At 65.2% G+C, this 23,497-nt stretch carries 22 protein-coding genes and 3 tRNA genes; 21 read left to right on the top strand and 4 right to left on the bottom strand.

All coding sequences use genetic code 11. The annotated features are described in order from the left end of the window. The first annotated feature begins 56 nt into the window (after positions 1-56). The 6 genes from ACZL02_RS06000 (at position 57) to ACZL02_RS05975 (ending at position 5,788) form a co-directional block, all read left to right on the top strand. Positions 57-818 carry an IclR family transcriptional regulator gene (locus ACZL02_RS06000; RefSeq protein ID WP_472937679.1) on the top strand — a complete coding sequence of 254 codons (762 nt, stop codon included), beginning with the start codon at positions 57-59 and terminating at the stop codon, positions 816-818. A gap of 245 nt (positions 819-1,063) precedes the next feature. Continuing rightward, the gene (ugpB, locus tag ACZL02_RS05995; RefSeq protein WP_472937678.1) at positions 1,064-2,365 is read left to right on the top strand and encodes a sn-glycerol-3-phosphate ABC transporter substrate-binding protein UgpB; all 1,302 of its coding nucleotides are present in this window, start codon (positions 1,064-1,066) and stop codon (positions 2,363-2,365) included. An 11-nt stretch (positions 2,366-2,376) separates the two neighbouring features. Then, positions 2,377-3,264: a sn-glycerol-3-phosphate ABC transporter permease UgpA gene (gene ugpA, locus ACZL02_RS05990; protein WP_472937677.1), complete on the top strand. Its 888-nt coding sequence runs from the start codon at positions 2,377-2,379 to the stop codon at positions 3,262-3,264. Further along, positions 3,264-4,112, top strand: coding sequence for a sn-glycerol-3-phosphate ABC transporter permease UgpE (gene ugpE, locus ACZL02_RS05985; protein ID WP_472937676.1), 849 nt, complete (start codon positions 3,264-3,266; stop codon positions 4,110-4,112). The genes ugpA and ugpE overlap by 1 nt, the downstream gene beginning before the upstream one ends. Before the next feature lie 4 nt (positions 4,113-4,116). Beyond that, entirely contained in the window at positions 4,117-5,175 is a 1,059-nt protein-coding gene (gene ugpC, locus ACZL02_RS05980) for a sn-glycerol-3-phosphate ABC transporter ATP-binding protein UgpC (RefSeq protein ID WP_472937675.1), read from the top strand. Positions 5,176-5,416: 241 nt separating this feature from the next. After that, positions 5,417-5,788: a VanZ family protein gene (locus ACZL02_RS05975; protein ID WP_472937674.1), complete on the top strand. Its 372-nt coding sequence runs from the start codon at positions 5,417-5,419 to the stop codon at positions 5,786-5,788. A gap of 122 nt (positions 5,789-5,910) precedes the next feature. Here ACZL02_RS05975 and ACZL02_RS05970 read toward each other — a convergent pair whose 3' ends face one another. Beyond that, positions 5,911-6,405 carry an NUDIX hydrolase gene (locus ACZL02_RS05970; RefSeq protein WP_472937673.1) on the bottom strand — a complete coding sequence of 165 codons (495 nt, stop codon included), beginning with the start codon at positions 6,403-6,405 and terminating at the stop codon, positions 5,911-5,913. Between the two features lie 159 nt (positions 6,406-6,564). Here ACZL02_RS05970 and ACZL02_RS05965 point away from each other — a divergent pair, with 159 nt between their 5' ends. The 4 genes from ACZL02_RS05965 (at position 6,565) to ACZL02_RS05950 (ending at position 11,241) form a co-directional block, all read left to right on the top strand. Next, positions 6,565-8,217: a Na/Pi cotransporter family protein gene (locus tag ACZL02_RS05965; protein ID WP_472937672.1), complete on the top strand. Its 1,653-nt coding sequence runs from the start codon at positions 6,565-6,567 to the stop codon at positions 8,215-8,217. Positions 8,218-8,330: 113 nt separating this feature from the next. Beyond that, complete coding sequence (locus tag ACZL02_RS05960) at positions 8,331-9,092, top strand: class I SAM-dependent methyltransferase (RefSeq protein WP_472937671.1); 762 nt, start codon at positions 8,331-8,333, stop codon at positions 9,090-9,092. Positions 9,093-9,346: 254 nt separating this feature from the next. Beyond that, a complete protein-coding gene (locus ACZL02_RS05955; protein WP_472937670.1) occupies positions 9,347-10,414 on the top strand; it encodes an aldo/keto reductase in 1,068 nt (355 codons plus the stop codon). 383 nt (positions 10,415-10,797) lie between these two features. Continuing rightward, the gene (locus ACZL02_RS05950) at positions 10,798-11,241 is read left to right on the top strand and encodes a thermonuclease family protein (RefSeq protein WP_472937669.1); all 444 of its coding nucleotides are present in this window, start codon (positions 10,798-10,800) and stop codon (positions 11,239-11,241) included. Between the two features lie 130 nt (positions 11,242-11,371). Here the strand turns inward: ACZL02_RS05950 and ACZL02_RS05945 are convergent. Beyond that, a tRNA-Ser gene (locus ACZL02_RS05945) sits at positions 11,372-11,461 on the bottom strand. A 235-nt stretch (positions 11,462-11,696) separates the two neighbouring features. On the opposite strand from ACZL02_RS05945, the gene msrB reads away from it, so the two are divergent. The 5 genes from msrB to ACZL02_RS05920 all read left to right on the top strand — a co-directional run bounded on the left by msrB (position 11,697) and on the right by ACZL02_RS05920 (position 16,129). Continuing rightward, on the top strand, positions 11,697-12,104 hold the full coding sequence (gene msrB / locus ACZL02_RS05940) for a peptide-methionine (R)-S-oxide reductase MsrB (protein WP_472937668.1): 408 nt from the start codon (positions 11,697-11,699) through the stop codon (positions 12,102-12,104). Between the two features lie 382 nt (positions 12,105-12,486). Further along, positions 12,487-12,954, top strand: coding sequence for an iron-responsive transcriptional regulator RirA (rirA, locus tag ACZL02_RS05935; RefSeq protein WP_472937667.1), 468 nt, complete (start codon positions 12,487-12,489; stop codon positions 12,952-12,954). A 285-nt stretch (positions 12,955-13,239) separates the two neighbouring features. Beyond that, entirely contained in the window at positions 13,240-14,484 is a 1,245-nt protein-coding gene (locus tag ACZL02_RS05930) for an aromatic ring-hydroxylating oxygenase subunit alpha (RefSeq protein ID WP_472937666.1), read from the top strand. 10 nt (positions 14,485-14,494) lie between these two features. After that, on the top strand, positions 14,495-15,580 hold the full coding sequence (locus tag ACZL02_RS05925; protein WP_472937665.1) for an FAD-binding oxidoreductase: 1,086 nt from the start codon (positions 14,495-14,497) through the stop codon (positions 15,578-15,580). Between the two features lie 144 nt (positions 15,581-15,724). Further along, on the top strand, positions 15,725-16,129 hold the full coding sequence (locus tag ACZL02_RS05920) for a Fur family transcriptional regulator (RefSeq protein WP_472937664.1): 405 nt from the start codon (positions 15,725-15,727) through the stop codon (positions 16,127-16,129). A gap of 36 nt (positions 16,130-16,165) precedes the next feature. Here ACZL02_RS05920 and ACZL02_RS05915 read toward each other — a convergent pair whose 3' ends face one another. Together ACZL02_RS05915 and rlmB are read right to left on the bottom strand one after the other, a co-directional pair. Then, positions 16,166-16,852, bottom strand: coding sequence for a DUF1007 family protein (locus ACZL02_RS05915; protein WP_472937663.1), 687 nt, complete (start codon positions 16,850-16,852; stop codon positions 16,166-16,168). A 190-nt stretch (positions 16,853-17,042) separates the two neighbouring features. Further along, positions 17,043-17,906, bottom strand: coding sequence for a 23S rRNA (guanosine(2251)-2'-O)-methyltransferase RlmB (gene rlmB, locus ACZL02_RS05910; RefSeq protein WP_472937662.1), 864 nt, complete (start codon positions 17,904-17,906; stop codon positions 17,043-17,045). Between the two features lie 204 nt (positions 17,907-18,110). Here rlmB and ACZL02_RS05905 point away from each other — a divergent pair. From ACZL02_RS05905 to ACZL02_RS05880, 6 genes are all read left to right on the top strand, one after another. Continuing rightward, positions 18,111-18,194: transfer RNA gene (locus tag ACZL02_RS05905), tRNA-Tyr, on the top strand. Between the two features lie 71 nt (positions 18,195-18,265). Next, positions 18,266-18,339: transfer RNA gene (locus ACZL02_RS05900), tRNA-Gly, on the top strand. A gap of 696 nt (positions 18,340-19,035) precedes the next feature. After that, positions 19,036-20,235 (top strand): septal ring lytic transglycosylase RlpA family protein, encoded by a 1,200-nt coding sequence (locus tag ACZL02_RS05895; protein WP_472937661.1) that lies wholly within the window; start codon positions 19,036-19,038, stop codon positions 20,233-20,235. Positions 20,236-20,389: 154 nt separating this feature from the next. Continuing rightward, a complete protein-coding gene (locus tag ACZL02_RS05890) occupies positions 20,390-21,568 on the top strand; it encodes a D-alanyl-D-alanine carboxypeptidase family protein (protein ID WP_472937660.1) in 1,179 nt (392 codons plus the stop codon). Between the two features lie 22 nt (positions 21,569-21,590). Beyond that, complete coding sequence (gene tmk / locus ACZL02_RS05885; protein ID WP_472937659.1) at positions 21,591-22,295, top strand: dTMP kinase; 705 nt, start codon at positions 21,591-21,593, stop codon at positions 22,293-22,295. Next, positions 22,292-23,341, top strand: coding sequence for a DNA polymerase III subunit delta' (locus ACZL02_RS05880; RefSeq protein ID WP_472937658.1), 1,050 nt, complete (start codon positions 22,292-22,294; stop codon positions 23,339-23,341). The genes tmk and ACZL02_RS05880 overlap by 4 nt, the downstream gene beginning before the upstream one ends. Positions 23,342-23,497 lie beyond the last annotated feature (156 nt).

The following is a 23,497-nucleotide window of genomic DNA, read 5'->3' as shown; positions in this document are numbered from 1 at the left end:
CCAAACAGTCAACCGACCATACTGATTAAAAAGACGGCGAAGGCGAGGGAATGTCGATGGAGGCCAAAGGTGAGAAGCAGGACACGTTGTTCGTGGCGTCGCTGGAAAAGGCGATGCGGTTGCTCGAGGCCTTCAACGAAACCCGCTGCGAGATGGGGCTGAGCGAGTTGGCGGCGGCGTCGGGGCTCGACAAGAGCGCAACCCAGCGTCTCGCCAGCACCTTTCATCGCCTGGGATATCTCGCCAAGGATCCCGAGACCCGGCGCTTCCGCCCGGCCGTGAAGTTTCTCGAGCTCGCCAATGCCTATCTCTGGGCCGACGATCTTGTCCGCGTCGCCATGCCGAAGCTGATCGACCTGCGCCAGGTGCTGGGTGAAACCGTCAACCTCGCGCTGCTCGATGGCGACAGCATCGTCTACACAGTCCGCCTGCCGAACGCCCGGGCAGCCTTCGGCGCCACGATCGTCGGTCGCCGCGTGCCGGCGCTGAACACCTCCGCGGGGCGGGCCATGCTGTCGTTGCGTGAGCCGGAGGACCGGCGCCGCTGCGTCGAGGAATGGCCGATGCGGCGCTTTACGCCGAACACGCTGATGGACCGGCCGAAGATCCTCGAAGCGATCGAGCAGGCGGCCGAGAGAGGCTATTCGGTCGCATACGACGAGCTGCTGCTCAACGAAGTCGGCATCTCCGCCGCCGTCCGCAACGGCGCCCGCGCGCCTTCCGCCATCCAGTGCTCGGTTGCCCGCGCAAAATGGGATGACGCCCGTATCGAGCGCCATATCGTCCCGCATCTCCTCGACGCTGCGAATTCGATATGACGGCTGCCCATCAAGGACCCTCGTGGAGCAATGTCCGGATCCGGACCAGGCGACAACCAGCATACCGCCCATCCACAGCTCCCATAAGATCCTAAGCTATCAACTGGTTGACGCCCTCGCTTTCGCGTGGCTCTTTGCGTGTCCTTACAAGGCGGCAAAGACCGTCGTGAAATCGATCCGGCGATCGGACCAGGGCGCAGCCTCGAAGAAGGCTCACCTGTCCCGTCGCCTCCGGGAGGAATACCATGTCGCTTCGCTCGATCCTGTGCACGCTTGCGCTCGGCGCTGCCTTTGCAACCTCTGCCGAGGCCGCGATGGAGCTGCAATGGTGGCACGCCATGAACGGGGCCAACAACGAGGTGGTCGAGGAACTGGCTAAGGAGTTCAACGCCAGCCAAGGCGACTACGTCATCAAGCCGGTGTTCAAGGGGACCTATCCCGAGACGCTGAATGCCGGTATCGCGGCCTTCCGTGCCAAGCAGACGCCAGCGATCATCCAGGTCTTCGACGTCGGCACCGGGGTGATGATGGGCGCCGAGGGCGCGATCAAGCCGGTCGCCGAGGTGCTGGAACAGGGCGGCTACACCTTCGACAAATCGAAGTACCTCCCGGGCATCGTCAACTACTATTCCAAGCCCGACGGCACGATGCTGTCCTTCCCCTACAACTCGTCCTCGCCGATCCTCTACTACAACAAGGACACCTTCCAGAAGGCCGGGCTCGATGCGAACACCCCGCCGAAAACCTGGGACGAGGTCTTTGCCGCCGCACGCAAGATCAAGGAGAGCGGCGCAGCACCTTGCGGCTACACCTCGACCTGGCTGACCTGGATCCACCTCGAGAATTTCGCCGCGTGGAACAACGTCTCCTATGCCAGCGGAGAGAACGGGCTCGCCGGCGGCAAGGTGGAGCTCGCGATCGACGCGCCGATCTATGTCGACCACTTCCAGGCGATCGCCGATCTCGCCAAGGAAGGCGTGTTTCGCTACGGCGGTCGTACCTCCGAGGCGAAGCAGCTGTTTCTGTCCGGGGAATGCGGGATCCTGACGGAGTCCTCCGGCGGTCTCGGCGACGTGGTGAAGTCCGGCATGAACTACGGCATCGGCCAGCTCCCTTACGACACCAAGGGCAACGGCGCGCCGCAGAACACCACGCCGGGCGGCGCCAGCCTCTGGGTCTTCGGCGGCAAGACGGATGTGGAATACAAGGGCATCGCCCAGTTCTTCAATTTCCTCTCGCAGACCGACATCCAGTCGCACCTGCACCAGAAGTCCGGCTACCTGCCGGTGACGCTCGAGGCCTATGAGGCGACGAAGAAGAGCGGCTTCTACGAGAAGAACCCCGGCCGCGAGACGCCGATCAGCCAGATGATGGGCAAGCCCCCGACCGAGAACTCCAAGGGCGTGCGCCTGATCAACCTGCCGCAGGTGCGCGACATCGAGAACGAAGAGTTCGAGGCCATGCTGAACGGCAGCCAGGATGCCAAGACCGCGCTCACCAAGGCGAAGGAACGCGGGGACGCCGCCATCGCGGCGGCGGTGCGCTAGGCGAGACGCCCGTGGCTTCCCCTCGCGTCGTCTTTCCCAACAAGATCCTGCCCTATCTGCTGCTGACGCCGCAAATCGCGGTGACGCTCGTCTTCTTCTACTGGCCGAGCGGGCAGGCCCTCTATCAGTCGACGCTGCGCGAGGATGCCTTCGGGCTCTCGACCGAGTTCGTCGGGCTCGCCAACTTCCAGGCGGTCCTCGCCGATCCGAACTATCTGCATGCCTTGAAGGTGACGGTCATCTTCAGCGTATCCACGGCCGCACTGGCCATGGGGCTATCGCTGTTCCTTGCCTCCGCGGCCGAAACCGTCGTGCGTGGCAAGGGCTTCTACCGGACGCTTCTGATATGGCCTTACGCGGTCGCGCCGGCGGTGGCGGGTCTGCTCTGGCTGTTCATGTTCAGCCCGACCATGGGCACTTTCGCCTACATGCTCCGGGCGACCGGCTACAACTGGGACCCGCTGCTGAATGGCGACCAGGCCATGGTGCTGGTCGTGGTGGCGGCGGCCTGGAAACAGATCAGCTACAACTTCCTGTTCTTCGTCGCCGCGCTCCAGTCGGTGCCGCGTTCGCTGATCGAGGCTGCGGCCATCGACGGCGCACGCGGGTCGAAGCGGTTCTGGACCATCGTCTTCCCGCTGATCGCGCCGACAAGCTTCTTCCTGCTCGTGGTCAATTGCGTCTACGCTTTTTTCGACACCTTCGGCATCATCCACGCCGTCACCGCCGGCGGACCGGCGAAGGCGACGGAAACGCTGGTCTACAAGGTTTACAATGATGGCTTCGTGAACCTCGGCCTCGGCTCCTCGGCCGCGCAATCGGTGATCCTGATGGCGATCGTGATCTGCCTCACGGCCATCCAATTCCGCTTCGTCGAACGCAAGGTGCATTACGCCTGATGGTCGAGCATCGCCCCATCGCCCGAGTGATCGCGCATGTCGTGCTCATCGTCGGCATCCTGATCGTCGCCTTCCCGATCTACTACACCTTCATCGCCTCGACGCAGACGCTCCGGACGATCCTGTCGCCGCCGCTGCCGCTGACTCCCGGCAGCCAGTTCGTCGAGAACTACGGCACCGCGCTGTTTTCGGGCGTCGGTCAGATCGGCGGCGTCAGCATCGCGCGGCTAGTGTGGAACACGGCTGTCGTCGCCACCGCCATCGCGGTCGGCAAGATCGTGATCTCGATCCTCTCCGCCTTCGCCATCGTGTACTTCCGCTTTCCCGGGCGGATGGTGGCGTTCTGGATCATCTTCATCACGCTGATGCTGCCGGTCGAGGTGCGAATCCTGCCGACCTACAAGGTCATCGTCGATCTCGGCCTGATCGACACGTATACAGGCCTGACGCTGCCGCTGATGGCGTCGGCGACCGCGACCTTCCTGTTCCGGCAGTTCTTCATGACCATCCCGCCGGAACTGGTGGAGGCGGCCCGGATCGACGCGGCCGGCCCCATGCGCTTCCTGCGCGACATCCTGATCCCGCTCTCGAAGACCAATATCGCCGCGCTCTTCGTGATCCTCTTCATCTACGGCTGGACGCAGTATCTCTGGCCGCTCCTCATCACCAACGACAGCTCGATGAACACGATCATCATCGCTCTCCGGAAGATGGTCTCCTTCGCCGACGCCGAAACGCCCTGGAACCTCGTGATGGTCACCGCGATCTTCGCGATCCTTCCGCCGGTCCTCGTCGTGGTCCTCATGCAGCGCTGGTTCGTCAAGGGCCTCGTCGAGTCCGAGAAGTAGAGCAATGGCATCGATCACCCTCAGGGACGTGCGCAAGCGCTACGGCGAGACCGAGGCCGTGCGCGGCATCTCGCTCGATATCGCGGATGGCGAACTGCTCGTCCTGGTCGGCCCGTCGGGCTGCGGAAAGTCGACGCTGCTGCGGATGATCGCCGGGCTGGAGACGATCACCGCCGGGACGATCGAAATCGGCGGAAAGGTCGTCAACGACCTCGAGCCGGCCGACCGGAACATCGCCATGGTGTTCCAGAATTACGCGCTCTACCCGCACATGACGGTTCGCCAGAACCTCTCCTACGGCCTCAAGAACCGCGGCATGAAGGTAGCCGAGATCGAGCGCCGCGTCGGTGCGGCCGCCAACTCGCTCGAGATCGAAAGTTTTCTCGACCGCAAACCGGGCCAGCTGTCCGGCGGCCAGCGGCAGCGCGTCGCCATGGGCCGCGCCATCGTTCGAGAGCCGGCGGCCTTCCTCTTCGACGAGCCCCTGTCGAACCTCGACGCCAAGCTCCGGGTGCAGATGCGCATCGAGATCCGGCGACTGCAGCGCGCGTTGGCGACGACCAGCGTCTACGTCACGCACGACCAGATGGAGGCGATGACGCTCGCCGACCGCCTCGTGGTTCTGAACGCGGGACTGGTGGAGCAGGTGGGCCGGCCGATCGATCTCTACGAGAAACCCGCCAGCCTCTTCGTCGCCGGCTTCGTCGGCTCGCCGGGCATGAACCTTCTCGCCGCCGAGCGGCGGGGCGGCGAGATCATTCTCGCCGAGGGGATGAGCGTGACGGGGTATGCGCCGGTGGCCGATGGGAGGTTTACCCTCGGCGTTCGCCCGGAAGCGTTCACCCTGGGTGAGGGAACCGACGGGCTTTCGGCCGAGGTTCTCGTCTCCGCGGTCGAACTGGTCGGCGCCGAGAGCTACGTGCACGGGACGCCCGGGGGCGGTACGACGCCGCTGATCTTCCGCGTTGCCGGAAGATCAGGGCTCGATATCGGCCAGCGCGTGAAAGTCTTCGCCCCCGTCGCTGCGCTTCACGCCTTCGGCCAGGATGGCAAGCGTCTCTGATGGGGGCGGCAGAAAGCACGCGGTCGTTTCCATCCGCACTCAACCTCGGTGAGGCGATCAGGCCTCGGCGGGGGCGCGGTCTTGGCAGGCTCATCTGGAACTCTGCAGGATCTTCAGCGCTGGACCGCAGTCTGATCCCAGCCAAGCGTTCGCCGCGACGAGGTTGGATTGCGGTTCGACGATTGCCTTCTGGAATATCGGTCTTGTGGCGGCTTGATCGACATATCTGTTATGGAGCGGAATGAACCGAATTCGCACCCTTGCCCGACTGTCGGCGTTCGCAGCCATTTCCTTCATCGCCTTCGTCACGCTGTCGCCCATCGGCCTCAGGCCCGTCGTCACCGGCATCCAAACCGAGCATCTCTTCGCCTTTGCCATCGTCGGAGCGCTTTTCGGGGTCGGGTACCCGAGGCATCTCCTCGTCGCCGCCACTCTGGTGATCGCCTCGGCCGCAGGACTGGAGGCATTGCAGAACCTGGCACCCGGACGGCATGGAAGGCTGATCGACATGGACATGAAGATCACCGGCACGGTGATCGGATTTGCCTTGGCCGCCATCTGGAATGCCGTTCAAAAGCGACGGCAATCAGCCTTATCCGCCGAAGCGCCGTAGAGCCTCGAGTGTCTTGAAGGATGCACGGCGCTTTACAAATCCAAGGCATCTTTGTTTGATCGGGTGGGTCCACCCAATCGCCCGGATGCTCGAGGGAGAGGCGGGCACAGTCCCACCCAAGGCTAGCTCGAGCTCGCGGTATCCGTCATGTCTTCCCGTGCTGAGACGGGGCTCCACTTGTCGCCATCGGCCTCTCCTTCTTCGGGGCTGAACCCTGAGAGTATTTTGGCGAGCCCCTTTTCGAGAACCAGGGACGCTGCCTCATCGGGCGAAAACCAGACGCGCTTGCGTTCGCCGAACTCCGGCCACGCATAGTCGAAGATCTCCACCAGCAATGGGAAGACGTTCACCCGGCAGGGAATGGCTTTTTTCGGGAGCAGCTTGTCGTAGCGATAGCTCCCGATCGGCTTGCGGCGAACGGGTCCGACGACGGATGCCTCTTCCCAGGCTTCCTGCGCCGCGGCGTCGCAGTCTTTCACGCCAGCCATCGGCCAGCCTTTCGGGATCAGCCAGCGTCCGGTGTCCCGGGAGGTGATCAGGAGCAGCTCAAGCTTGCCTTCTTCGATCTGCCGGTAGGGGAGCGCCCCGACCTGCTGCTTGATGCCCTTAGATGCCATGACCCGTTATCGCCCCCGACCGACAGGAGAACAAGGTGCACCTCTCCGTGAACCATTGCCATTCAATAAAGCGCACATCTTGCGCTTTGTGACAGTCTGGCGCAGGTTTCACGGCGCAGTCTGGATCAGGATCATTGCCTGTCCAGGCAGGAGAGTCGCATGTCCGCCACCCAAGTCCTGATCAGCCTTTCCGGTCAGATCGCCTTGCTCCTCTGGGGCATCCACATGGTGACGAACGGCGTCCAGCGTGCGCTCGGCAGTCGGCTGACCACGGTCCTCCGCATTGGCCTTGAAAACCGCGCCCGCGCCCTGGTCACGGGGATCGGCGTCACCGCGCTGCTTCAGAGCAGCACCGCCACGGCGATGATGGTCAGTGCCTTCACCGCCGGCGGCGTCGTGGATCTGATGCCGGCACTTGCGGTCATGCTCGGCGCCAACATCGGGACGACGCTGATCGTCCAATTGGTCTCCTTCGACATCACCCAGGTTTTCCCGGTCCTGTTCCTCGCGGGCTTCCTCGCCTACCGCTCGGGCCGCAGTTCGATGGTGCGTGACGCCGGCTCGGCGGTCATCGGCCTCGGCCTGATCCTGCTCGCGCTGCATCTCCTCATCGCCACCATGCAGCCGCTGGAAGAATCGAAGGCGCTGAGCGATTTGCTGCGCGCCGTGACCGCGGACCCCATGCTCAACATCGTCCTGGCGGCTCTGCTTGCCTGGGCGGCGCATTCGAGCGTCGCGGCCATGCTGTTCATCATGTCGCTCGCCGGCGCCGGGGTGATCGCGCCGGAAGCCTCGCTGGCGATGGTACTCGGCGCCAACCTCGGCAGCGCCCTCAACCCGCTTGTGTCGAGCCTCGGCGGCGATCCCGTGCGAATGCGGCTGCCGGTCGGCAATCTGATCAACCGCCTCGTCGGCTGCGCCCTCGTGGTGCCCTTTCTCGGGCCGCTGACGGAGGCCATGCTGTCGCTCGACCCGTCACCCGCCCGCGCCGCCGCGAACTTCCATGTCGCCTTCAATGTCGGCATGGGGCTGATCTTCATCGCCATCCTGCCCAAGATGGCGCGCTGGCTTCAACGGATCCTCCCTGCCCGGGCAGGGGCGACGGACCCGGGCATGCCGCAGTATCTCGACGACGGTGCGTTCGCCATCCCGTCCGTGGCCCTTGCCAATGCGGGGCGTGAGGTCCTGCGCATGGCCGATGTCATCGATCGGATGCTGCGGGCCTCGCAGCAGGCCTTCCACCAGGACGACCACGAAAAGATCTCCGCAACCCGGAAGATGGACGATATCCTCGACACGTTGTTCTCGGCGATCCAGCGCTATCTCGGCACCATCGGCCAGGAGCAACTCGGTGAGACCGACGCGCGGCGCATGGCAGATACGCTGGCGCTTGCCATCAACCTCGAGCATATCGGCGACATCATCGACCGCAACCTGATGGACATCGCCGCCAAGCGCATCCAGTCCGGCATCAAGTTGCCGGAAGATGCCAAGCGGCAGATCGACGACATGCACGCTCGCCTGCTCGATCACCTCCAGCTCGCGGTGGCGGTCTTCATGTCCGGGGACGTCAAGGCGGCGCACCGGCTGGTGTCGGAGAAGGAAGGTTTCCGCGACATCGAGAGAGCCACGACCCAGCGGCACTTCGTCCACATGCAAGGCGGCCGCCGCGAGCGGATCGACGCGAGCTCGATGCAGCTCGACATCACCCGCGACCTCAAGCGCATCGAATCCCACATCGCGGCCACCGCCTACGGGCTGCTGGAGCTCTCCGGCGATCTGCGTTCCAGCCGCCTGCAGCCGAGAGCCTGAACTGTCGTCGACATCAGCGGCTTCATGACTACCGGCTCGGACGTCTGCCTTCGGACTGTCATCGGCGGACAGGAAGCGACGGGGGTGGGCCGTCGACGGAGCGGCGGCTTTCTGTGCTGGGTCTGATCGATGGCTGCCGGTCGGCTTTTGACCCAGACGACCTACGCCTGACCCACCATTCGTCCTCGATGGAAGCGATCGAACTGGTCGCTGGTAGCGCAACAAAGCTGCCCCTCGCTCATTCGAAGAGCATGAGCGAAGATCTTCCAGAACTCCCGGCACAGGCGTTTGCGAAAGCCGATCCCGGCGATGACGGACTGTTCTACGGACCGGCGCGGCTCGTAACCCATATCGACGGCGACGCGACCGCGGCCCTGACGCGGTTCTACGCCAGTAACCTCCGCAAGGACGATGCCGTTCTCGACCTCATGTCGAGTTGGGTCAGCCATCTGCCGGCCGACCTCGAACTGCGCGAGGTCGTGGGTCACGGCATGAACGAGGAGGAACTCGCCGCCAATCCTCGCCTCGACAGTTGGTTCGTGCAGAACCTGAACCGCGCCCCCATCCTTCCTCTCGAGAGCGGGCGGTTCGATGCTGTGCTGTGTTGCGTCGGGGTTCAGTATCTCCAGCAGCCCGTTGCGGTGTTTCGCGAGGCGAGGCGGGTACTCCGCCGGAAAGGTCTCGTCGCCGTCAGCTTCTCCAACCGTTGCTTCCCCACCAAGGCCGTCGCCGTGTGGCAGGCGCTCGATGCGAACGGCCAAGCCGCCCTGGTGCGCCTTTACCTGGAACGCGCCGGGTTCGGCGACGTGGAAGCGATCGTCCTGCGCGATGGTCGCGAGGGTGATCCGCTCGTGTGCGTGCGGGGTCGCGGATAGACAATGCCAACGCCTTTTCGGCGCTTCGCCAGGATGCCCCGATGCCGGCCCGAAGCCGCGGGTTTGTCATTTTCTGTCACGTGGCGCAGAGGTGAAGTTCCTGTCATCCAGTGCTTCCCTGCGGTCCTGACGAAGGGCAAGCTGCCGGACTGAGGCGACGAACGGACCGAACTGCGCGGCAGGGATTCGCGTTGCTCGCACAGCTGGGCGAAAAATCCGCGATCCGAACCGGCAATCAAGCGAGAGAACCCGACATGAAATACGCCCCTTTCGGCAATTCAGGCATGATGGTCTCGCCCCTCGTGCTCGGCACCGTCACCTTCGGCGGCACCCACGGCTTCGAGAAGACCGGCAATGTCGGCGTCGAGGACGCCAGCCGCTTCATCGAGATCGCCCGCGACGCCGGCGTCAACGCCATCGACACCGCCAACATCTATTCGAAAGGCGATTCCGAAAAGGTCGTCGGCGAGGCGGTGAAGGGCCGGCGGAACGACCTTCTGATCTTCTCGAAAGTTCGCACCAGCATGGGCGAGGGGCCGAACATGGCCGGCGCATCCCGCGCCCACATCATGGGCCAGATCGACGAGAGCCTGAAGCGCCTACAGACCGACTGGATCGACCACTACTGGATCCACCAGTGGGACGGCGTCACCCCGGTGGAAGAGACCGTCGCGGTGATGGACGACCTGATCCGCGCCGGCAAAATCCGGTCCTGGGGCGTCTCCAATTATGGTGGCTGGCAGGTGGCCAAGACCGTGCTGACGGCGAAGATGCTCGGCGCGACGCCGCCGGTCGCCCACCAGCTCAACTATACGCCCGAGGCCCGCGAGGCCGAGTACGAGATCATTCCGGCCGGCCGCGATCTCGGCGTTGCGACGCAGGTCTGGAGTCCGCTCGGGGAGGGGCTCCTCACCGGCAAGATCGACCGCAACAACGGCCCGCATCCGGGCACCCGCCAGGGCAACGACTGGCCGGAGCCGCACATCGTTGACACCGAGCGGCTCTACCGGGTGATCGATGTGCTGAAGGAGGTCTCCGGTGAAGTCGGCCGCAGCGTACCGCAGGTGGTGCTCGCCTGGCTCCGCGAGCGCCCGGGCGTCCACTCGATCGCCCTCGGCGCACGCAGCGAAGAGCAGCTGCGCGACAATCTCGGCTCGATCGAGCTGACGCTCTCGGACGAACAGGCGAGGCGCATCGAGAAGGCCGGCAGGCCGCCGGCGATCGTGCCGCTCTGGCACCGGGCGATGAACGGCATGGACCGGGTGAGCGAGGGCGAGAGGGAGTATCTCGAGGGGTATCGGGAGACGATGGGGCTGCAGTAAAGGCAGCGGCGTCTTCGCGCCGTGGAAATGGATCTCACGCTGGCGTCCGAGGTGGTTAGCACCGCTCCGGAAGTGAGCGCAGGGGGTTGCGTGTTCGAGCCCTGCAGCCGGCACCGCACCAACGCACCATTCCTGTACCGATGGACGTCGGCGCTGGACCGGGGTTTTGATCCCACCGCCGAGTTGTTTACGCGCTGTCCGACACACGGCACTCCAGCGGGCGTTCCGCTGCCGGAAGGCGGGGGAGGTCTGACGAGGCTGCACCGCCATTCCTTCCGCTTGATTCACTAGCCGGCAAATGCAGAGTGGACGCTGGCAAGCCCCACAGCAGGGAAGGGCAACGCCGAGCGGAGCCGGGGGCACTGGCGGGACGGGAAGGGCACATGCGGGCTTTACCAGGATGGGCACAGGCCGGGATGGCCGTTGCGGCGCTTGTCTTCTCGGCAGCCGCTTCCGCCGCCGCCGTGCTGCCGGCGTGCGAGGGGGCGAACCGGCCCGGACGCAGCGGTACCTGCATCTATGATGGCGACACCGGCTGGCAGGACGGCCGCAAATGGCGGCTGAAAAACGTCGATGCCCCGGAACTCAGCGGGCGCGTCGCCGCTTGCCGGGCCGAGCAGATCATGGCGATCCGCGCCCGCGACCGGCTGCGGCTTTGGCTGGCACGGGGCTTTACCATCCTGCCGACGGGAGAGAACGACATCGACGGCACCGCGCTCGTCGCCATCGAGCTCACCGACGGCCGCGATGCCGGGATGCAGCTGCTCAGCGAGAATCTCGTCCAGGCCATGCCCAACACCGGCAACCCCTGGTGTGCCCCGCGCTAAAGCCTGCTGCGGCCAGCGACGTCCGCTTCACCACGTCGCGATTCTCCCGGAGCGTAAGGCCGAAGGGTTTTGCTGCGCCGGCGGACGTGCCCCGCTTCAGTCCCAGCGATCGGCACGGAGATGAGAGGAATGGCGGATGGGGTGGGATTCGAACCCACGAGACGGTCTCCCGCCCGCCGGTTTTCAAGACCGGTGCCTTCAACCGCTCGGCCACCCATCCGTGGTCTCTTCGCTAGACAATCGCGGCCGGGGGGATCGGTGATGATCCGCCGCTGCCGTTTCTGCTACCGAACGGTTTCGTGCTTCAGGCTTTAGCGTTCACCGGCGCGCGGCGTCAACCGGGGCTGGCGTTCCGGCTGCGCTGACCGTCGGGCGAATACGGGTTTGAGAACGGCGGCGATTGCCAGGGAAGGGCGGCGTGCCCATATCCAGCCGATCCAGCGAAAGGACGAGATATGGACGCCCACAACTTTGCCGTCACCCGAACCGACGCCGAATGGCGCGCGAGACTGACGCCGGAACAGTATCAGGTGATGCGCGGACATGGCACCGAAAGGCCTGGAAGCTGCGCGCTGAACTACGAGAAGCGCCACGGCATCTTCACGTGCGCCGGTTGCGACCAGGAACTTTTCGATTCCACCCGGAAGTTCGAGAGCGGCACGGGCTGGCCAAGCTTCAATGATCCGGTGGAAGGCTCGACGGAAAACACCGTCGACCGCAGCCACGGCATGGTGCGAACCGAAGTCCACTGCAGCCGCTGCGGTAGTCATCTTGGCCATGTCTTCGACGACGGCCCGCCGCCGACTCACCTGCGCTATTGCATCAACGGCGTGGCGATGAATTTTCATCCCGCCGCCGACTGAGACCTGTTTCGGGGGCACAGCCCCTCGAGAGTGGTGCAGGTCGGAGCAGTCTGACCGGTGTTAATTCTCGGACTTCAGAACTCGGAGGACAGGATGGGGTCGCGTGGCGCGATCCCATCCTCGATTACATCGGAAGTTTCAGTCCCGAGCCGCTGGCAGAACGGTCGAGAGACCGATCGTTCAGTGAAAATCCTGGCTCGAAAAGCCACATCTGCCTAATTTAGAGGGTTGTCGTCGGTCCCTCCGCCCGTCCCAGGCGCTGACATTTGGTCCACGAGGCCCGACCAAACTGATTTACGATCGGCCCTTCTCTTAGTTTTGGAATCCTTCTAATGTGTGGGATCGACGCCGGCTTGCGTCGTCTCGTGCATGGGAAGCTAAGATGCGCCTGACCCGCCAGACCAACCACGCCATCCGCATGCTGATGTATTGCGCGGTGAACAACCATCGTCTCAGCCGCGTCGGCGAGATCGCGACGGCCTATTCGGTCTCCGAACTGTTCCTCTTCAAGATCCTGCAGCCGCTGGTCGAGGCCGGCTTCATCGAGACCGTTCGCGGCCGCAATGGCGGCATCCGGCTCGGCCAGGACGCCAGCCGCATCACGCTCCGGGCGGTGGTCGAGGTGACCGAGGACAATTTCAACCTCTCCGAATGCTTCGAAACCGGCAAGAGCGACTGCCCGCTGATCGACAGCTGCAGCCTCAACGCCGCGCTTCGTGCCGCGCTTGCCGCTTTCATGGGGGTGCTCGGCGGCTACACGATCGCCGACCTCGCCGGCGAGAAGGCCTCGATCCGGCGCCGCCTCGGCCTCGGAGAGATGCTGCCGCAACAGGCACTTGCTGCCGTCTGAGGCAGTAAAGCCGCCGTCTTTTCCGGCGCCGCGACCGTGATCCATACCCGGCGGCCCGGATGTCGTAGACAGTGGGGAATGCTGTCGCTTTTATCGGCTCGTCCGCGCTGTCCGGGTGGTGTGATCGCCGGGTTCTTTCTTGCGGCGTCGCAAGGGTCGAGGACGCGGCGATGCCCCGGACGGACCGGAAAATCGTCGCTCCGGAGGAGCCGCAGAACGGCGGTTCACCCGGGATTGGGTTTCGCCGGACGGCGGAACGGACATCAGACGGTGCGGGAGATGGGCATGAACGTTCGCGACGATATGCTGGCCAAGCTGCAGCGGCGTAAGCCTGGCTATAGCCTCGATCAGGCTTTCTACAGCGACCCCGACTATTATCAGCTTGATCTCGAGACCATCTGGTACCGCGACTGGCTGTTCATGGGCCACGACTGCGAGCTGCCGAAGCCCGGCAGCTACATGACGGTGCAGATCGGCGTCTACCCCGTGCTGATCGTTCGCGACGGCCAGAAGAACATCCGCGCCTTCCACAATTCATGCCGTCACCGTGGCTCGCGCATCTGCTCGGCCGCGAAGGGCATCACCGCGAAACTTGTCTGCCCCTATCACCAGTGGACCTACGAGCTCGACGGCCGCCTGCTTTTCGCCCGCGACATGGGCGCCGATTTCAAGCCGGCCGAGTTCGGCCTGCAGCCGGTGCACTGCGAGACCGTCGGCGGCTACATCTTCGTCAGCCTTTCGGATGTCGCGCCGGACTTCGAGCCCGTCCGCACGATGGTCGGTCCTTATCTTGCGCCGCACCGGCTCGGGGAGACCAAGGTCGCCTTCGAGATGAGCATCGTCGAGGAGGGCAACTGGAAGCTCACCTGGGAGAACAACCGCGAGTGCTATCACTGCGCCGGCAGCCATCCCGAGCTTTGCCGCACCTTCCCCGAAGCGCCGGGCGTCACCGGCGTCGACGCGATGGACGAGCCGGAGATCGCCGAGCACTGGCAGCGCTGCGAGGCCGCCGGCCTGCCGAGCCAGTTCAGGATCTCCGACGATGGCCAGTTCCGCACCGCGCGCATGCCGCTGCTGCGCGATGCCGTGAGCTTCACCATGTCCGGTAAGGCGGCGGTCAAGCGTCCGCTGAGCGAGACGGTGCTGACGCCGCAGATCGGCTCGATGCTGCTGTTCCATTATCCGACCACCTGGAATCACGTCCTCGGCGACCACGCGACGTCGTTCCGGGTGCTGCCGATCGGCCCGAACAAGACCGAGGTCACCACCAAATGGCTGGTGCACAAGGATGCGGTCGAGGGCGTCGACTATTCCATCGACGAGATGACCAAGGTCTGGATCGCCACCAACGACCAGGACCGCCGGATCATCGAGGAGAACCAGTTCGGCATCAACTCGCCGGCCTATCGCCCCGGCCCTTACTCGCCGGTGCACGAAGGCGGCGTGCTGCAGTTCGTCGACTGGTACTGCGGCTTCATGGAAAAGCGGCTGACCAGCGATCGCGCCCCGCGGCTGGCCTCGGTCGCCTGAGCCGGAACAGATGATCCCAGCATCGCGTCCCAAGCATCTCGACGAGATGCGCCCCTGGAATGACGTCCAGGTCCTCGAATGCGTCGCGGTGCTGCCGGAAACGTCCGACGTCATGACGTTCTCGTTCCAGACGCCGGACGAATCCTGGTTCCGGTATCATCCCGGCCAGTTCGTCACGCTCGAGCTGCCGATGCCCGGCGGCCCGGTGTTGCGGACCTACACGTTGTCGTCCAGCCCGTCGCGGCCACTCTCGGTGTCCGTCACGGTGAAGGCGCAGGCCGGCAGCGTCGCCAGCCGCTGGATGTTCGACAACGTCCACGAGGGCGTGCGGCTGAAGGCTTACGGCCCCGCCGGCATCTTCACCTTCCACAACCACCCGGCCGAGCGTTATCTGTTCATCTCGGCCGGCTCCGGCATCACACCGATGATGTCGATGACGCGCTGGCTCTACGACAATGCCCGCCACACCGACATCAAGTTCATCCACTGCGCCCGCAGCCCGTCCGACATCATCTTTCGGGCCGAGCTCGAGCGGATGGCGGCGCGGGTCAACGACATCGAGCTCGCCTGGATCGTCGAGCGGGCCGATCCCTTCGACGCCTGGACCGGCTACAAGGGGCGCATCAACAGCCTGATGCTGGAGCTCATCGCCGCCGACTACCACGGCCGCGAGATCTTCTGCTGCGGACCGGCCGTGTTCATGCAGGCGGTGCGCGACATCCTGAATGCCGCCGGCTTCGACATGGCGCAGTATCACGAAGAAAGCTTCAGCGCGCCCGAGGTGATCGAGGGGCCGCCGCCCGGCGCCGACGACGTCATTCCGGAGGACGGAAAGAGCGCCCGGATCATCTTCACGACGTCGGGGCTCGAGGCTGCGTGCACCGAGACCGATACCGTGCTGCAGGTCGCCAAGAGCCTCGGCCTCAACATTCCGAGCGCCTGCCAGTTCGGGGTCTGCGGCACCTGCAAGACGCTGAAGATCTCCGGTGAGGTGCACATGGTGCACAATGGCGGCATCCGCGACGACGAGATCGAGGAAGGCTACATCCTCGCCTGCTGCTCCAAGCCGATCGGCCGCGTCGAGGTGGAGGTCTGACGCGGGGTGGCGACGGGTTAAAGAGGGGCGCGGGCCTTGGCCGGCAGCGGTGGTAACCTTATAACACTTGCTTGTCCCGCCATCTGTCGTTTGCGATAGGGAGGGGGAGCGGGAAGGATCGCTTTCCCCGCAGGGAGCCATGTCATGAGCGCCGCGTCCGCACTGACGAAGAACCAGGGTCTGGTGATGGGCGCACTGGAGCGCGCCGAGGGGCCGCTCAGCGCCTATTCCATCCTCGACGCGCTGCGCGAGGACGGCCTTCGCGCGCCGCTACAGGTCTACCGGGCGCTCGACAAGCTCGTCGACGCCGGCCTCGTCCACCGTCTGGAAAGCGTCAACGCCTTCGTCGCCTGCGCGCATCCGCACAGCCATGCCACGTCGATGATGGCCTTCGCGATCTGCGAGAAATGCGGCAACGTCACGGAGTTCTCCGAACCGGACGTGCAGGAGCGTCTGACCCGCTGGGCCGCCGACAACCATTTCCGGCCTTCCAAGACGGCGATCGAAATCAAGGGAATCTGCGCGGCCTGCACTGACGTCAGCGACTGATCGTCTCCGCTGCGCCGGGTCGCCGCGCTGGCGCGTTCAGGCCTTGCTGCAATCCAGGCTGAACTTGGTCGACAGGACCTCGGAGAACTTGATCCCGTCCTCGGGCACGGTGTCGCTGGTTCCCAGCGCCGAGATCGAATCCATCCAGGATTTTGCCGCCTGGTCCGGCGTCGGTGCTGCCGTGGTGGTTTTGCATTTCTTCGGCAGGCCCTTCACCGAGAAAGCCTTCTCGCCGCCGGTGAAGTCGAACGCGACAAAATAGGTGTCGTCGAAATTCGAGACCGTCGTCGTCTTGCCCTTCAGCTCCAGCGGCGCAGCGGGCGCCATGTCGAACGAGAAACGCAGCTGGCCTCGCTTGGCATCGAAGATGACGTCGAGCGTCGGCGGCGCCGTCAGCGGCACCTTCGTGCCGTTCTGGGTCACGAAGGTGTAGTAGGACCATTCGGCGATCGAAGAGCCGACCTGCTTGCCGATAGCCTTCAGCTCGTCCGGATCAAGCTTGCCGTTGCCGTTCTTGTCGAAGTCGACAACGACACTCGAAGAAAAAAGCTCGTCCATCCACCAGCTGTTGTGCAGCGACACCATCCGCCCGTCCGCGCCGACGACGATCTGCACGGTGGAATTGGCGAAGACATGCGGATGCGCCGCAGCGGACGTCGCGCCCGCGACAGCCGACGCCATCACAATGCCCGCACAGGCGGCGAATTGCAGGGTTGGGATCATGGCAAGGCTCCTCCGCGTCAGGGCGAAGGAGCCGAGGAGAATGGCGAATTTGCGAAGCGCTTCGCCCGCATCGCAAAGGCTTGAAGAACCGCCTTCAGCGGAGCGCTCGCTGGGAACAGGGACGGGGCCGACCGTCCTTCGATTCGGAGCGCGGTCGCCGGACAAAGTTGGCCCGTCCCGCCGCCCCGGATCAAAGCGGTGCGAGGAAGCGCCGTGCCGCGTAGAGTGCAACAGCGGCCGCATTCGACACGTTGAGCGAGCGGATCTCGCCCGGAACCTCCAGCCGCGCCAGGACGTCGACGGTCTCGCGCGTCTTCTGCCGAAGCCCTTTGCCTTCGGCGCCCAGTACCAAGGCAACGCGCTTTCCGGCAAAAGCCGATTCGAGCTGGCCTTCGCCCTCCGAATCGAGACCGACGGTCTGAAAGCCGCGCTCGCCGAGCTTCTGCAGGGCATCGGCGAGGTTGGTCACCTGGACGTAGGGCACGAGTTCCAGGGCGCCGGAGGCTGCTTTTGCCAGAACGCCGCTCTCCTGGGGCGAATGGCGCGAGGTGGTGACGATGGCACCCGCCCCGAAAGCCGCCGCCGAGCGGAGGATGGCACCGACATTGTGCGGATCCGTCACCTGGTCGAGCACCAGCACGATCTCGGAATCGCCGATATCCTGCAGCGACTTCGTCTTCAGGGGCGCTGCTTCCAGCATCACTCCCTGGTGGACGGCATCCGAGCCGAGCTCGACGTCGAGCTGCCGCGGCTCCACGATCTCCAGCGGGCAGGGAAGCGCCGCCTCGTCGATTTCCAGCCGCACCAGGGCGTTGCGCGTGGCCAGCAGGCGAAACGCCTTGCGCTTCGGGTTCTTCAGCGCCGCCGCTACCGTGTGCAGCCCATAGAGCCGCACCCGGTCGTCGGGTCCCGGCTTGCCGGGATGCGACGGCCGCTCGCCGCGCGGCTTCTCGCCGCCTTCGGCCTTGGCGCCGGGCTTGGCATCTCGATAGGCACGCCGCAACGTTGCGTAGTGACTATCCTTGGGGGTGTGGGTCGGTCGGTCTGCGCTCATGCCGTCTCTCTATCGAAGCGAGCCCGTCCGCACAACGTTCGCCGGGGATTTCCGGCGCTTCAGGGCATAAGGCGTGTTGACAGCATCGGCGCCGCTCTGCATAACGCCGCCCGGAGCCCAAGGCGACGCGGTCAGCCGCACTGCTGGAGGGTTCTGGCGTACCACCGAAACCAAGCTTCGTGCTTGCGTTTCGACGTCGGTTATGGAGGGATGCCCGAGTGGTTAAAGGGGACGGACTGTAAATCCGTTGGTTCGCCTACGTTGGTTCAAATCCAACTCCCTCCACCATAACCTTGCTGGCCCCGGTGGCCGGATCTGAACAGCCCAATGCCGGCGCGGTGCCGGAGACTGCAAGCGACGCGGGTATAGCTCAGTGGTAGAGCAGCAGCCTTCCAAGCTGAATATACGGGTTCGATTCCCGTTACCCGCTCCACTTCCCGAGTTCCATCTCCTTACTACGCCCGCTTGATACGACTGCTGAACAAGCCGCTATCCGCTGATTCCCTTCGGCGCGACTCCTGACTTCGTCGGCAACGGGGTCGTCGATCGCCTTGGCGTGGCAACTCCGCCCGTTCGCTCAGAGCCGTTTTCTCAGAGCCATCGAACTTGGCGAGGACAGACAGACCGCTCTTCGAGGCCATTTCGGCGTCCACCGCGAACGCTTGCGGCCCAATCGCTCAACCGATGACAGCCGCCACCCAGCTCGAATGTAACAAATTGTGATGGAAATTTATCGCAACCGGCGAATCAGGCAGCTTTGTGACGGAAAAGCGGCGATCGCCTTGGTTGCCTGGCGTGATTAACGGTCATCCGACTGCCCATGGCCCGCGACGAGCGTTAGGTGAAAACCCAGACGTTTCAGTGCGCTAACGGCCTTTAGCGGAAGCCAGATCACGGCCGCCAAACCGTCCGCGGCGTCAACATGTATGGCGCGATCATGACTGTAATCGCAAAAGCACAGTCAATCGAGGATCGTTTACGGCCGTCCGTTTCGCCGCGGTTCCCCCAAGTTGCTTCACGGATTAATCCGCTGATAACTCTTTCAGCCGAGGGATGCGGTCAAGGCGAGGGGGCCTCGCATCCCACTGTTCGAATACGCCTATCGACTGTGCCCGGGGATCAAAGCCGAATGACCACTGTCCATGCCACGCTGCGACGCTCGCTGACTGTCTCCGCGGTCATTCTGTCGACGATCGCCATGACGGCATGCCAGTCCGGATCCTCCACCCACGGCGGCGACAAGCATGAGCGCATCAAGAGCGACCCGAACGAGTCCTTCTCCTCGGCCGAGTACGGCGTAAAGGCGAGCCCGCGCGTCACCGATCGCAAGATCGTTCCGAAGGGCGGCGGCCGCGAGCAGGTCGGCAAGCCCTACAAGGTACGGGGCATCTGGTACTATCCGAAGGAGCAGCCGGGCTACAAGAAATCCGGCAAGGCCTCCTGGTACGGCTCTAGCTTCCACGGCCGTCTGACCGCGAACGGCGAAGTCTACGACATGTTCGGCCTGTCGGCGGCGCATCCGACCTTCCCGCTGCCCTCCTATGCCCGCGTCACCAACAAGAAGACCGGCGCGAGCGTCATGGTGCGTGTCAACGACCGCGGCCCCTACGTCGCGGACCGCGTGATGGACGTCTCCTCGCGCGCTGCCGAAATGCTCGGCTACAAGCAGGACGGCGTCGGCGACGTCACGGTTGAATATGTCGGCAAAGCCCCGCTCGAGGGCGACGACACGCCGATGCTGGTCGCCAGCTACCGCGCCGGCACGGCCAGCCCGCTGAACGATGGCCTGCCGACCGGCGTAATGGTCGCTTCCAACGATGTGCCGACACGGGGTTATGCGACGGCCCTCGTTGCACCGCGCGCCACAGCGCTTCCCGGCGTGCGGCCGCTCGGCATGGCTCAGCCCGCCGCCGCCCGCTCCACCGGTTCGCTGGTCGACACCGGCAGCCTCAGCGTCGATTCGATCATCAGCGGCGCCGGCAATGCAAGCGTCTCCGCACCGCGTCCGACCCCACGGGCCAATGCCTACGGCGCGCTCGTCGCCTCCTATGCCCCTGCGGCGGCCTCGTCGGGCGCCTCCGGTGCCCTGTCGGCCATCAGCCAGGGTTACGCCGGCGAGCGCATCGAAATCGGCACCGTCGGCGACAAGAAGCTTGTAGAGACCATCCGCCAGCTGGCTGATGGACACGGCCGACTGGTCGTCGACAGCGGCGATCAGCCGGGCTCGGTCTCGCTGGCGCTCGACGCCAATCCGGGCGAGGACACCGACGCCCTGTTGCAGGCGCTCTGGCAGGCGGGTGCCGACAGCGCCTTTGTCCTGCACGACTGATCGAGCGCAGGCGAGGGCCTCATTCCCGCAGCGCTGAGGCGGCGCGATGAGTGGGGATAGACTTTTTGATGGGCTCCCGGCCGCAGGTTTTCTGGTAGGCTTGAAAGACCGGTGGCATCCGCCGATCGATGCACCCTCTGAGCCCCGAGAGCCCATGCGCGTGACCCTCGCCGCCCGCCAGTTCCTTGCCGTCACGACCCTTCTCTGCGCCCTCCTGCCGATGTCCGATGCCCGGGCGGCAGAGACGATGACGACCAAGGCGCGGAACGCCATCATCATCGACGGCGAGACCGGCGCGGTGCTGTTCGAGAAGGACGCGGACAAGCCGTTTCCGCCGGCCTCCCTTGCCAAGCTGATGACCATGGAAGTGGTCTTCACCGCGATCGAGGAAAACCGCTTCGCGCTGACGCAGGAGTTCAAGGTCAGCGAGCATGCCTGGCGGACGGGCGGCGCTCCCTCCGGCACCTCCACCATGTTCGCCAAGCTGAACTCCGTCGTTCCGCTGCAGGACCTGATCAGCGGCACCATCATTCAGGCCGCCAACGATGCGGCGATCGTCATCGCCGAGGGCATCGCCGGCTCCGAGGTCAATTTCGCCGGCCTGATGAACGAGACCGCCCGCAAGCTCGGGCTGAAGAACTCGACGTTTGCCAATCCGACCGGGCTGCCGGCGGACGGTCAGTCCGTCACGGTGCGCGACCTCACCGTCTTGGCCCGCCATATCCAGGAAGCGCATGGCAGCTTCTACGGCCTCTACGCGCAGCCGGACTTCGAGTGGAACAAGATCAAGCAGCGCAACCGCAACCCGCTGCTCGCCATGAACATCGGCGCCACCGGCATGGGGACGGGCTATACCGAGGCTTCCGGCTACTCGCTGGTCGGCGTCACCCAGCAGAACGGACGCACCACCTTCATGGCGCTGGGCGGCCTTGCCAGCATTCCCGAGCGGACCGAGGAGGCGAAGCGCCTGCTCACCTGGAGCAACACCGCCTTCCGGCGCGAGCAGCTGTTCGCCGAGGGCAGCAGTGTCGGCACCGCGACGGTCTATGGCGGCGACCAGCCGGGCGTCACGCTGTTGACCCGGGAGCCGGTGATCGCCTACGTCCCCAGCGACCGCCCCGAGACGGTCACCGCGATGATCCGCTATGACGGCCCGCTGCATGCGCCGATCGACGCCGGTGCGCGGGTCGGCCGGCTCGAGGTCGCCATCGACGGCCAGCTGAGCGTCGCGCACGACCTCTATGCCGGCCAGAGCATCGCCCGGGGCACCTTTGCCATGCGCGCCCTCGACGCGGCGCAGGAGCTTGCCTTCGGATGGATCAAGTCGCTTTGACGCTATACCGCCGGAAGCCCGAGTGACGGGCTATTTCGTGACCTTCGAAGGCGGGGAGGGCAGCGGCAAGACCACGCAGATCGGGCTCCTCGCAGAGACCTTGCGCCAGCGCGGCACGGACGTCGTGATGACCCGCGAGCCCGGCGGCTCGCCGGGGGCAGACGCCGTTCGCCACGTGATCCTCTCCGGCGCTGCCGAGGCGTTCGGGCCGGAAGTCGAGACCATGCTGTTCGCCGCCGCGCGCATCGACCACATCGCCGCGGTCATCCGGCCGGCGCTCGACGCCGGCAAGACCGTGCTGTGCGACCGGTTCCACGATTCGACGCGCGTCTACCAAGGCCTTGCCGGCGTCGACCCCGCGCTCCTGACGGCGCTGGAAAAGGCCGCGCTGGGCAGCGTCTATCCCGACCTCACGATCATCCTCGACATTCCCGCCGAAGAGGGCCTCGGCCGCGCCGCCGCCCGCCGTGGGCCCGATACGGCCGACCGCTTCGAGCGCGAGGGCGTCGCGCTGCACGAGGCGCGGCGCGCCGCTTTCCTCGCCATCGCCGCCGGTGAGCCGGACCGTTGCGCCGTGGTGGACGCTTCCCGCGAGCCGGAAGCGATCGCCCGCGAGATCGCATTCCTGGTGCTCGATGGCGTCGAGCGCCACCGGCTGGCCCGCGTCGGGCGCGCGAGCGCTGATAAAAGCCCGGCCGCACCGACCCTCGGTGAGGCGTCGGCATGAGCGACGTCGAGGCGACGGAAGAACACGACAGCATTCCCGGCATCGCGGCACCGGTGGCGAGCTACGACCTGCACGGCCATGTCATGGCCTGGCGGCAGCTGGTCGAGGCGCACCGCAGCGGTCGCCTGCACCATGCCTGGCTACTGCAGGGCCCGCGCGGCATCGGCAAGGCGACGGCCGCCTTCGCCTTCGCCCGACGCCTTCTGACCGTCGTTGACGAGGCCGAGGACGAGGGGCCGGCAAGCGATCCCGACAATCCGGTCGTCCGCCAGATCGCCGGCGGCAGTCATCCGAACCTCGTCCACATCACCCGGCCCGCCAACGACAAGGGCACCGGCTTCAAGACCCAGATCACCGTCGAGGAAATCCGCAAGCTCAACCGGTTCTTCCGGACGACCACCTCCGCCCGGCAGTGGCGAATCGCGATCATCGATCCCGCAGATGACATGAACCGCAATGCGGCCAATGCCTTGCTGAAGATCCTTGAGGAACCACCCGAGCGCTCGATCTTCCTCATCACCAACCATCTGCCGGGACGACTGCTGCCCACCATCCGCTCGCGCTGCCGGGTGCTGAGATTCGACCCGCTCGGCGAGGACGACATGGCCGCGACTCTGTCGACCATGCCGCTCGGGCTCGGCGACGACGAACTGACGGCGGCGATCGGCCTCTCCGACGGCAGCGTCCGCACCGCCGTCTCGCTGATCGCCAGCGGCGGGCTGGAGCTCGAGGTGCACCTTCGCCGCGTTCTCGCAGCGCCCGCGCCGGTCTGGTCGGACATCCATGCACTCGCCGACGCTTTGACCCAGAAGGGCCGCGAGACCGCCTTCGAGCTGACGCTGGCGGCCGCGTTCAAGCACCTCGCCGAGGAGGCCGAGGGCCGGCTGGCGAAAGGCGAGGTCGCACTGGCGAGCCGGCAGGCCGCGCTCTGGGCCAGCGAGCACGACCGGCTGCGGGAGGGCCTTGCCTACAATCTCGACCGCAAGCAGCTGCTCCTGACCTTCTTCGACAAGCTCTTCGCGCTGCGGGCCGGGCGTCCGGGCTGAAGCGCGCCGGCTGCCGGCCATCCATCCAAGTTGCTGGCCACGATGCTGGCCACCATGCTCGCCACGATGATGGCCAAGGCCAGCGGCCTGCTTTGTCGATTGAGGCGGGCGGCGCGATGGCCTATGACGCTGGCAATCATCCCGCAGCCGACCGCA

Source organism: Mesocryomonas fontinalis (assembly GCF_055730125.2).
The sequence above is the reverse complement of the archived record's forward strand: the minus strand, read 5'-3'. Positions and strand labels throughout refer to the sequence as shown.

What these genes read in the sequence shown, in the direction of transcription:
- ACZL02_RS06000 (WP_472937679.1), top strand. Translation starts at nt 57, where the DNA reads ATGGAGGCCAAAGGTGAGAAGCAGGACACGTTGTTCGTGGCGTCGCTG.
- ugpB (WP_472937678.1), top strand. Translation starts at nt 1,064, where the DNA reads ATGTCGCTTCGCTCGATCCTGTGCACGCTTGCGCTCGGCGCTGCCTTT.
- ugpE (WP_472937676.1), top strand. Translation starts at nt 3,264, where the DNA reads ATGGTCGAGCATCGCCCCATCGCCCGAGTGATCGCGCATGTCGTGCTC.
- ugpC (WP_472937675.1), top strand. Translation starts at nt 4,117, where the DNA reads ATGGCATCGATCACCCTCAGGGACGTGCGCAAGCGCTACGGCGAGACC.
- ACZL02_RS05975 (WP_472937674.1), top strand. Translation starts at nt 5,417, where the DNA reads ATGAACCGAATTCGCACCCTTGCCCGACTGTCGGCGTTCGCAGCCATT.
- ACZL02_RS05970 (WP_472937673.1), bottom strand. Translation starts at nt 6,405, where the DNA reads ATGGCATCTAAGGGCATCAAGCAGCAGGTCGGGGCGCTCCCCTACCGG.
- ACZL02_RS05965 (WP_472937672.1), top strand. Translation starts at nt 6,565, where the DNA reads ATGTCCGCCACCCAAGTCCTGATCAGCCTTTCCGGTCAGATCGCCTTG.
- ACZL02_RS05955 (WP_472937670.1), top strand. Translation starts at nt 9,347, where the DNA reads ATGAAATACGCCCCTTTCGGCAATTCAGGCATGATGGTCTCGCCCCTC.
- ACZL02_RS05950 (WP_472937669.1), top strand. Translation starts at nt 10,798, where the DNA reads ATGCGGGCTTTACCAGGATGGGCACAGGCCGGGATGGCCGTTGCGGCG.
- msrB (WP_472937668.1), top strand. Translation starts at nt 11,697, where the DNA reads ATGGACGCCCACAACTTTGCCGTCACCCGAACCGACGCCGAATGGCGC.
- rirA (WP_472937667.1), top strand. Translation starts at nt 12,487, where the DNA reads ATGCGCCTGACCCGCCAGACCAACCACGCCATCCGCATGCTGATGTAT.
- ACZL02_RS05930 (WP_472937666.1), top strand. Translation starts at nt 13,240, where the DNA reads ATGAACGTTCGCGACGATATGCTGGCCAAGCTGCAGCGGCGTAAGCCT.
- ACZL02_RS05925 (WP_472937665.1), top strand. Translation starts at nt 14,495, where the DNA reads ATGATCCCAGCATCGCGTCCCAAGCATCTCGACGAGATGCGCCCCTGG.
- ACZL02_RS05920 (WP_472937664.1), top strand. Translation starts at nt 15,725, where the DNA reads ATGAGCGCCGCGTCCGCACTGACGAAGAACCAGGGTCTGGTGATGGGC.
- ACZL02_RS05915 (WP_472937663.1), bottom strand. Translation starts at nt 16,852, where the DNA reads ATGATCCCAACCCTGCAATTCGCCGCCTGTGCGGGCATTGTGATGGCG.
- rlmB (WP_472937662.1), bottom strand. Translation starts at nt 17,906, where the DNA reads ATGAGCGCAGACCGACCGACCCACACCCCCAAGGATAGTCACTACGCA.
- ACZL02_RS05895 (WP_472937661.1), top strand. Translation starts at nt 19,036, where the DNA reads ATGACCACTGTCCATGCCACGCTGCGACGCTCGCTGACTGTCTCCGCG.
- ACZL02_RS05890 (WP_472937660.1), top strand. Translation starts at nt 20,390, where the DNA reads ATGCGCGTGACCCTCGCCGCCCGCCAGTTCCTTGCCGTCACGACCCTT.
- ACZL02_RS05880 (WP_472937658.1), top strand. Translation starts at nt 22,292, where the DNA reads ATGAGCGACGTCGAGGCGACGGAAGAACACGACAGCATTCCCGGCATC.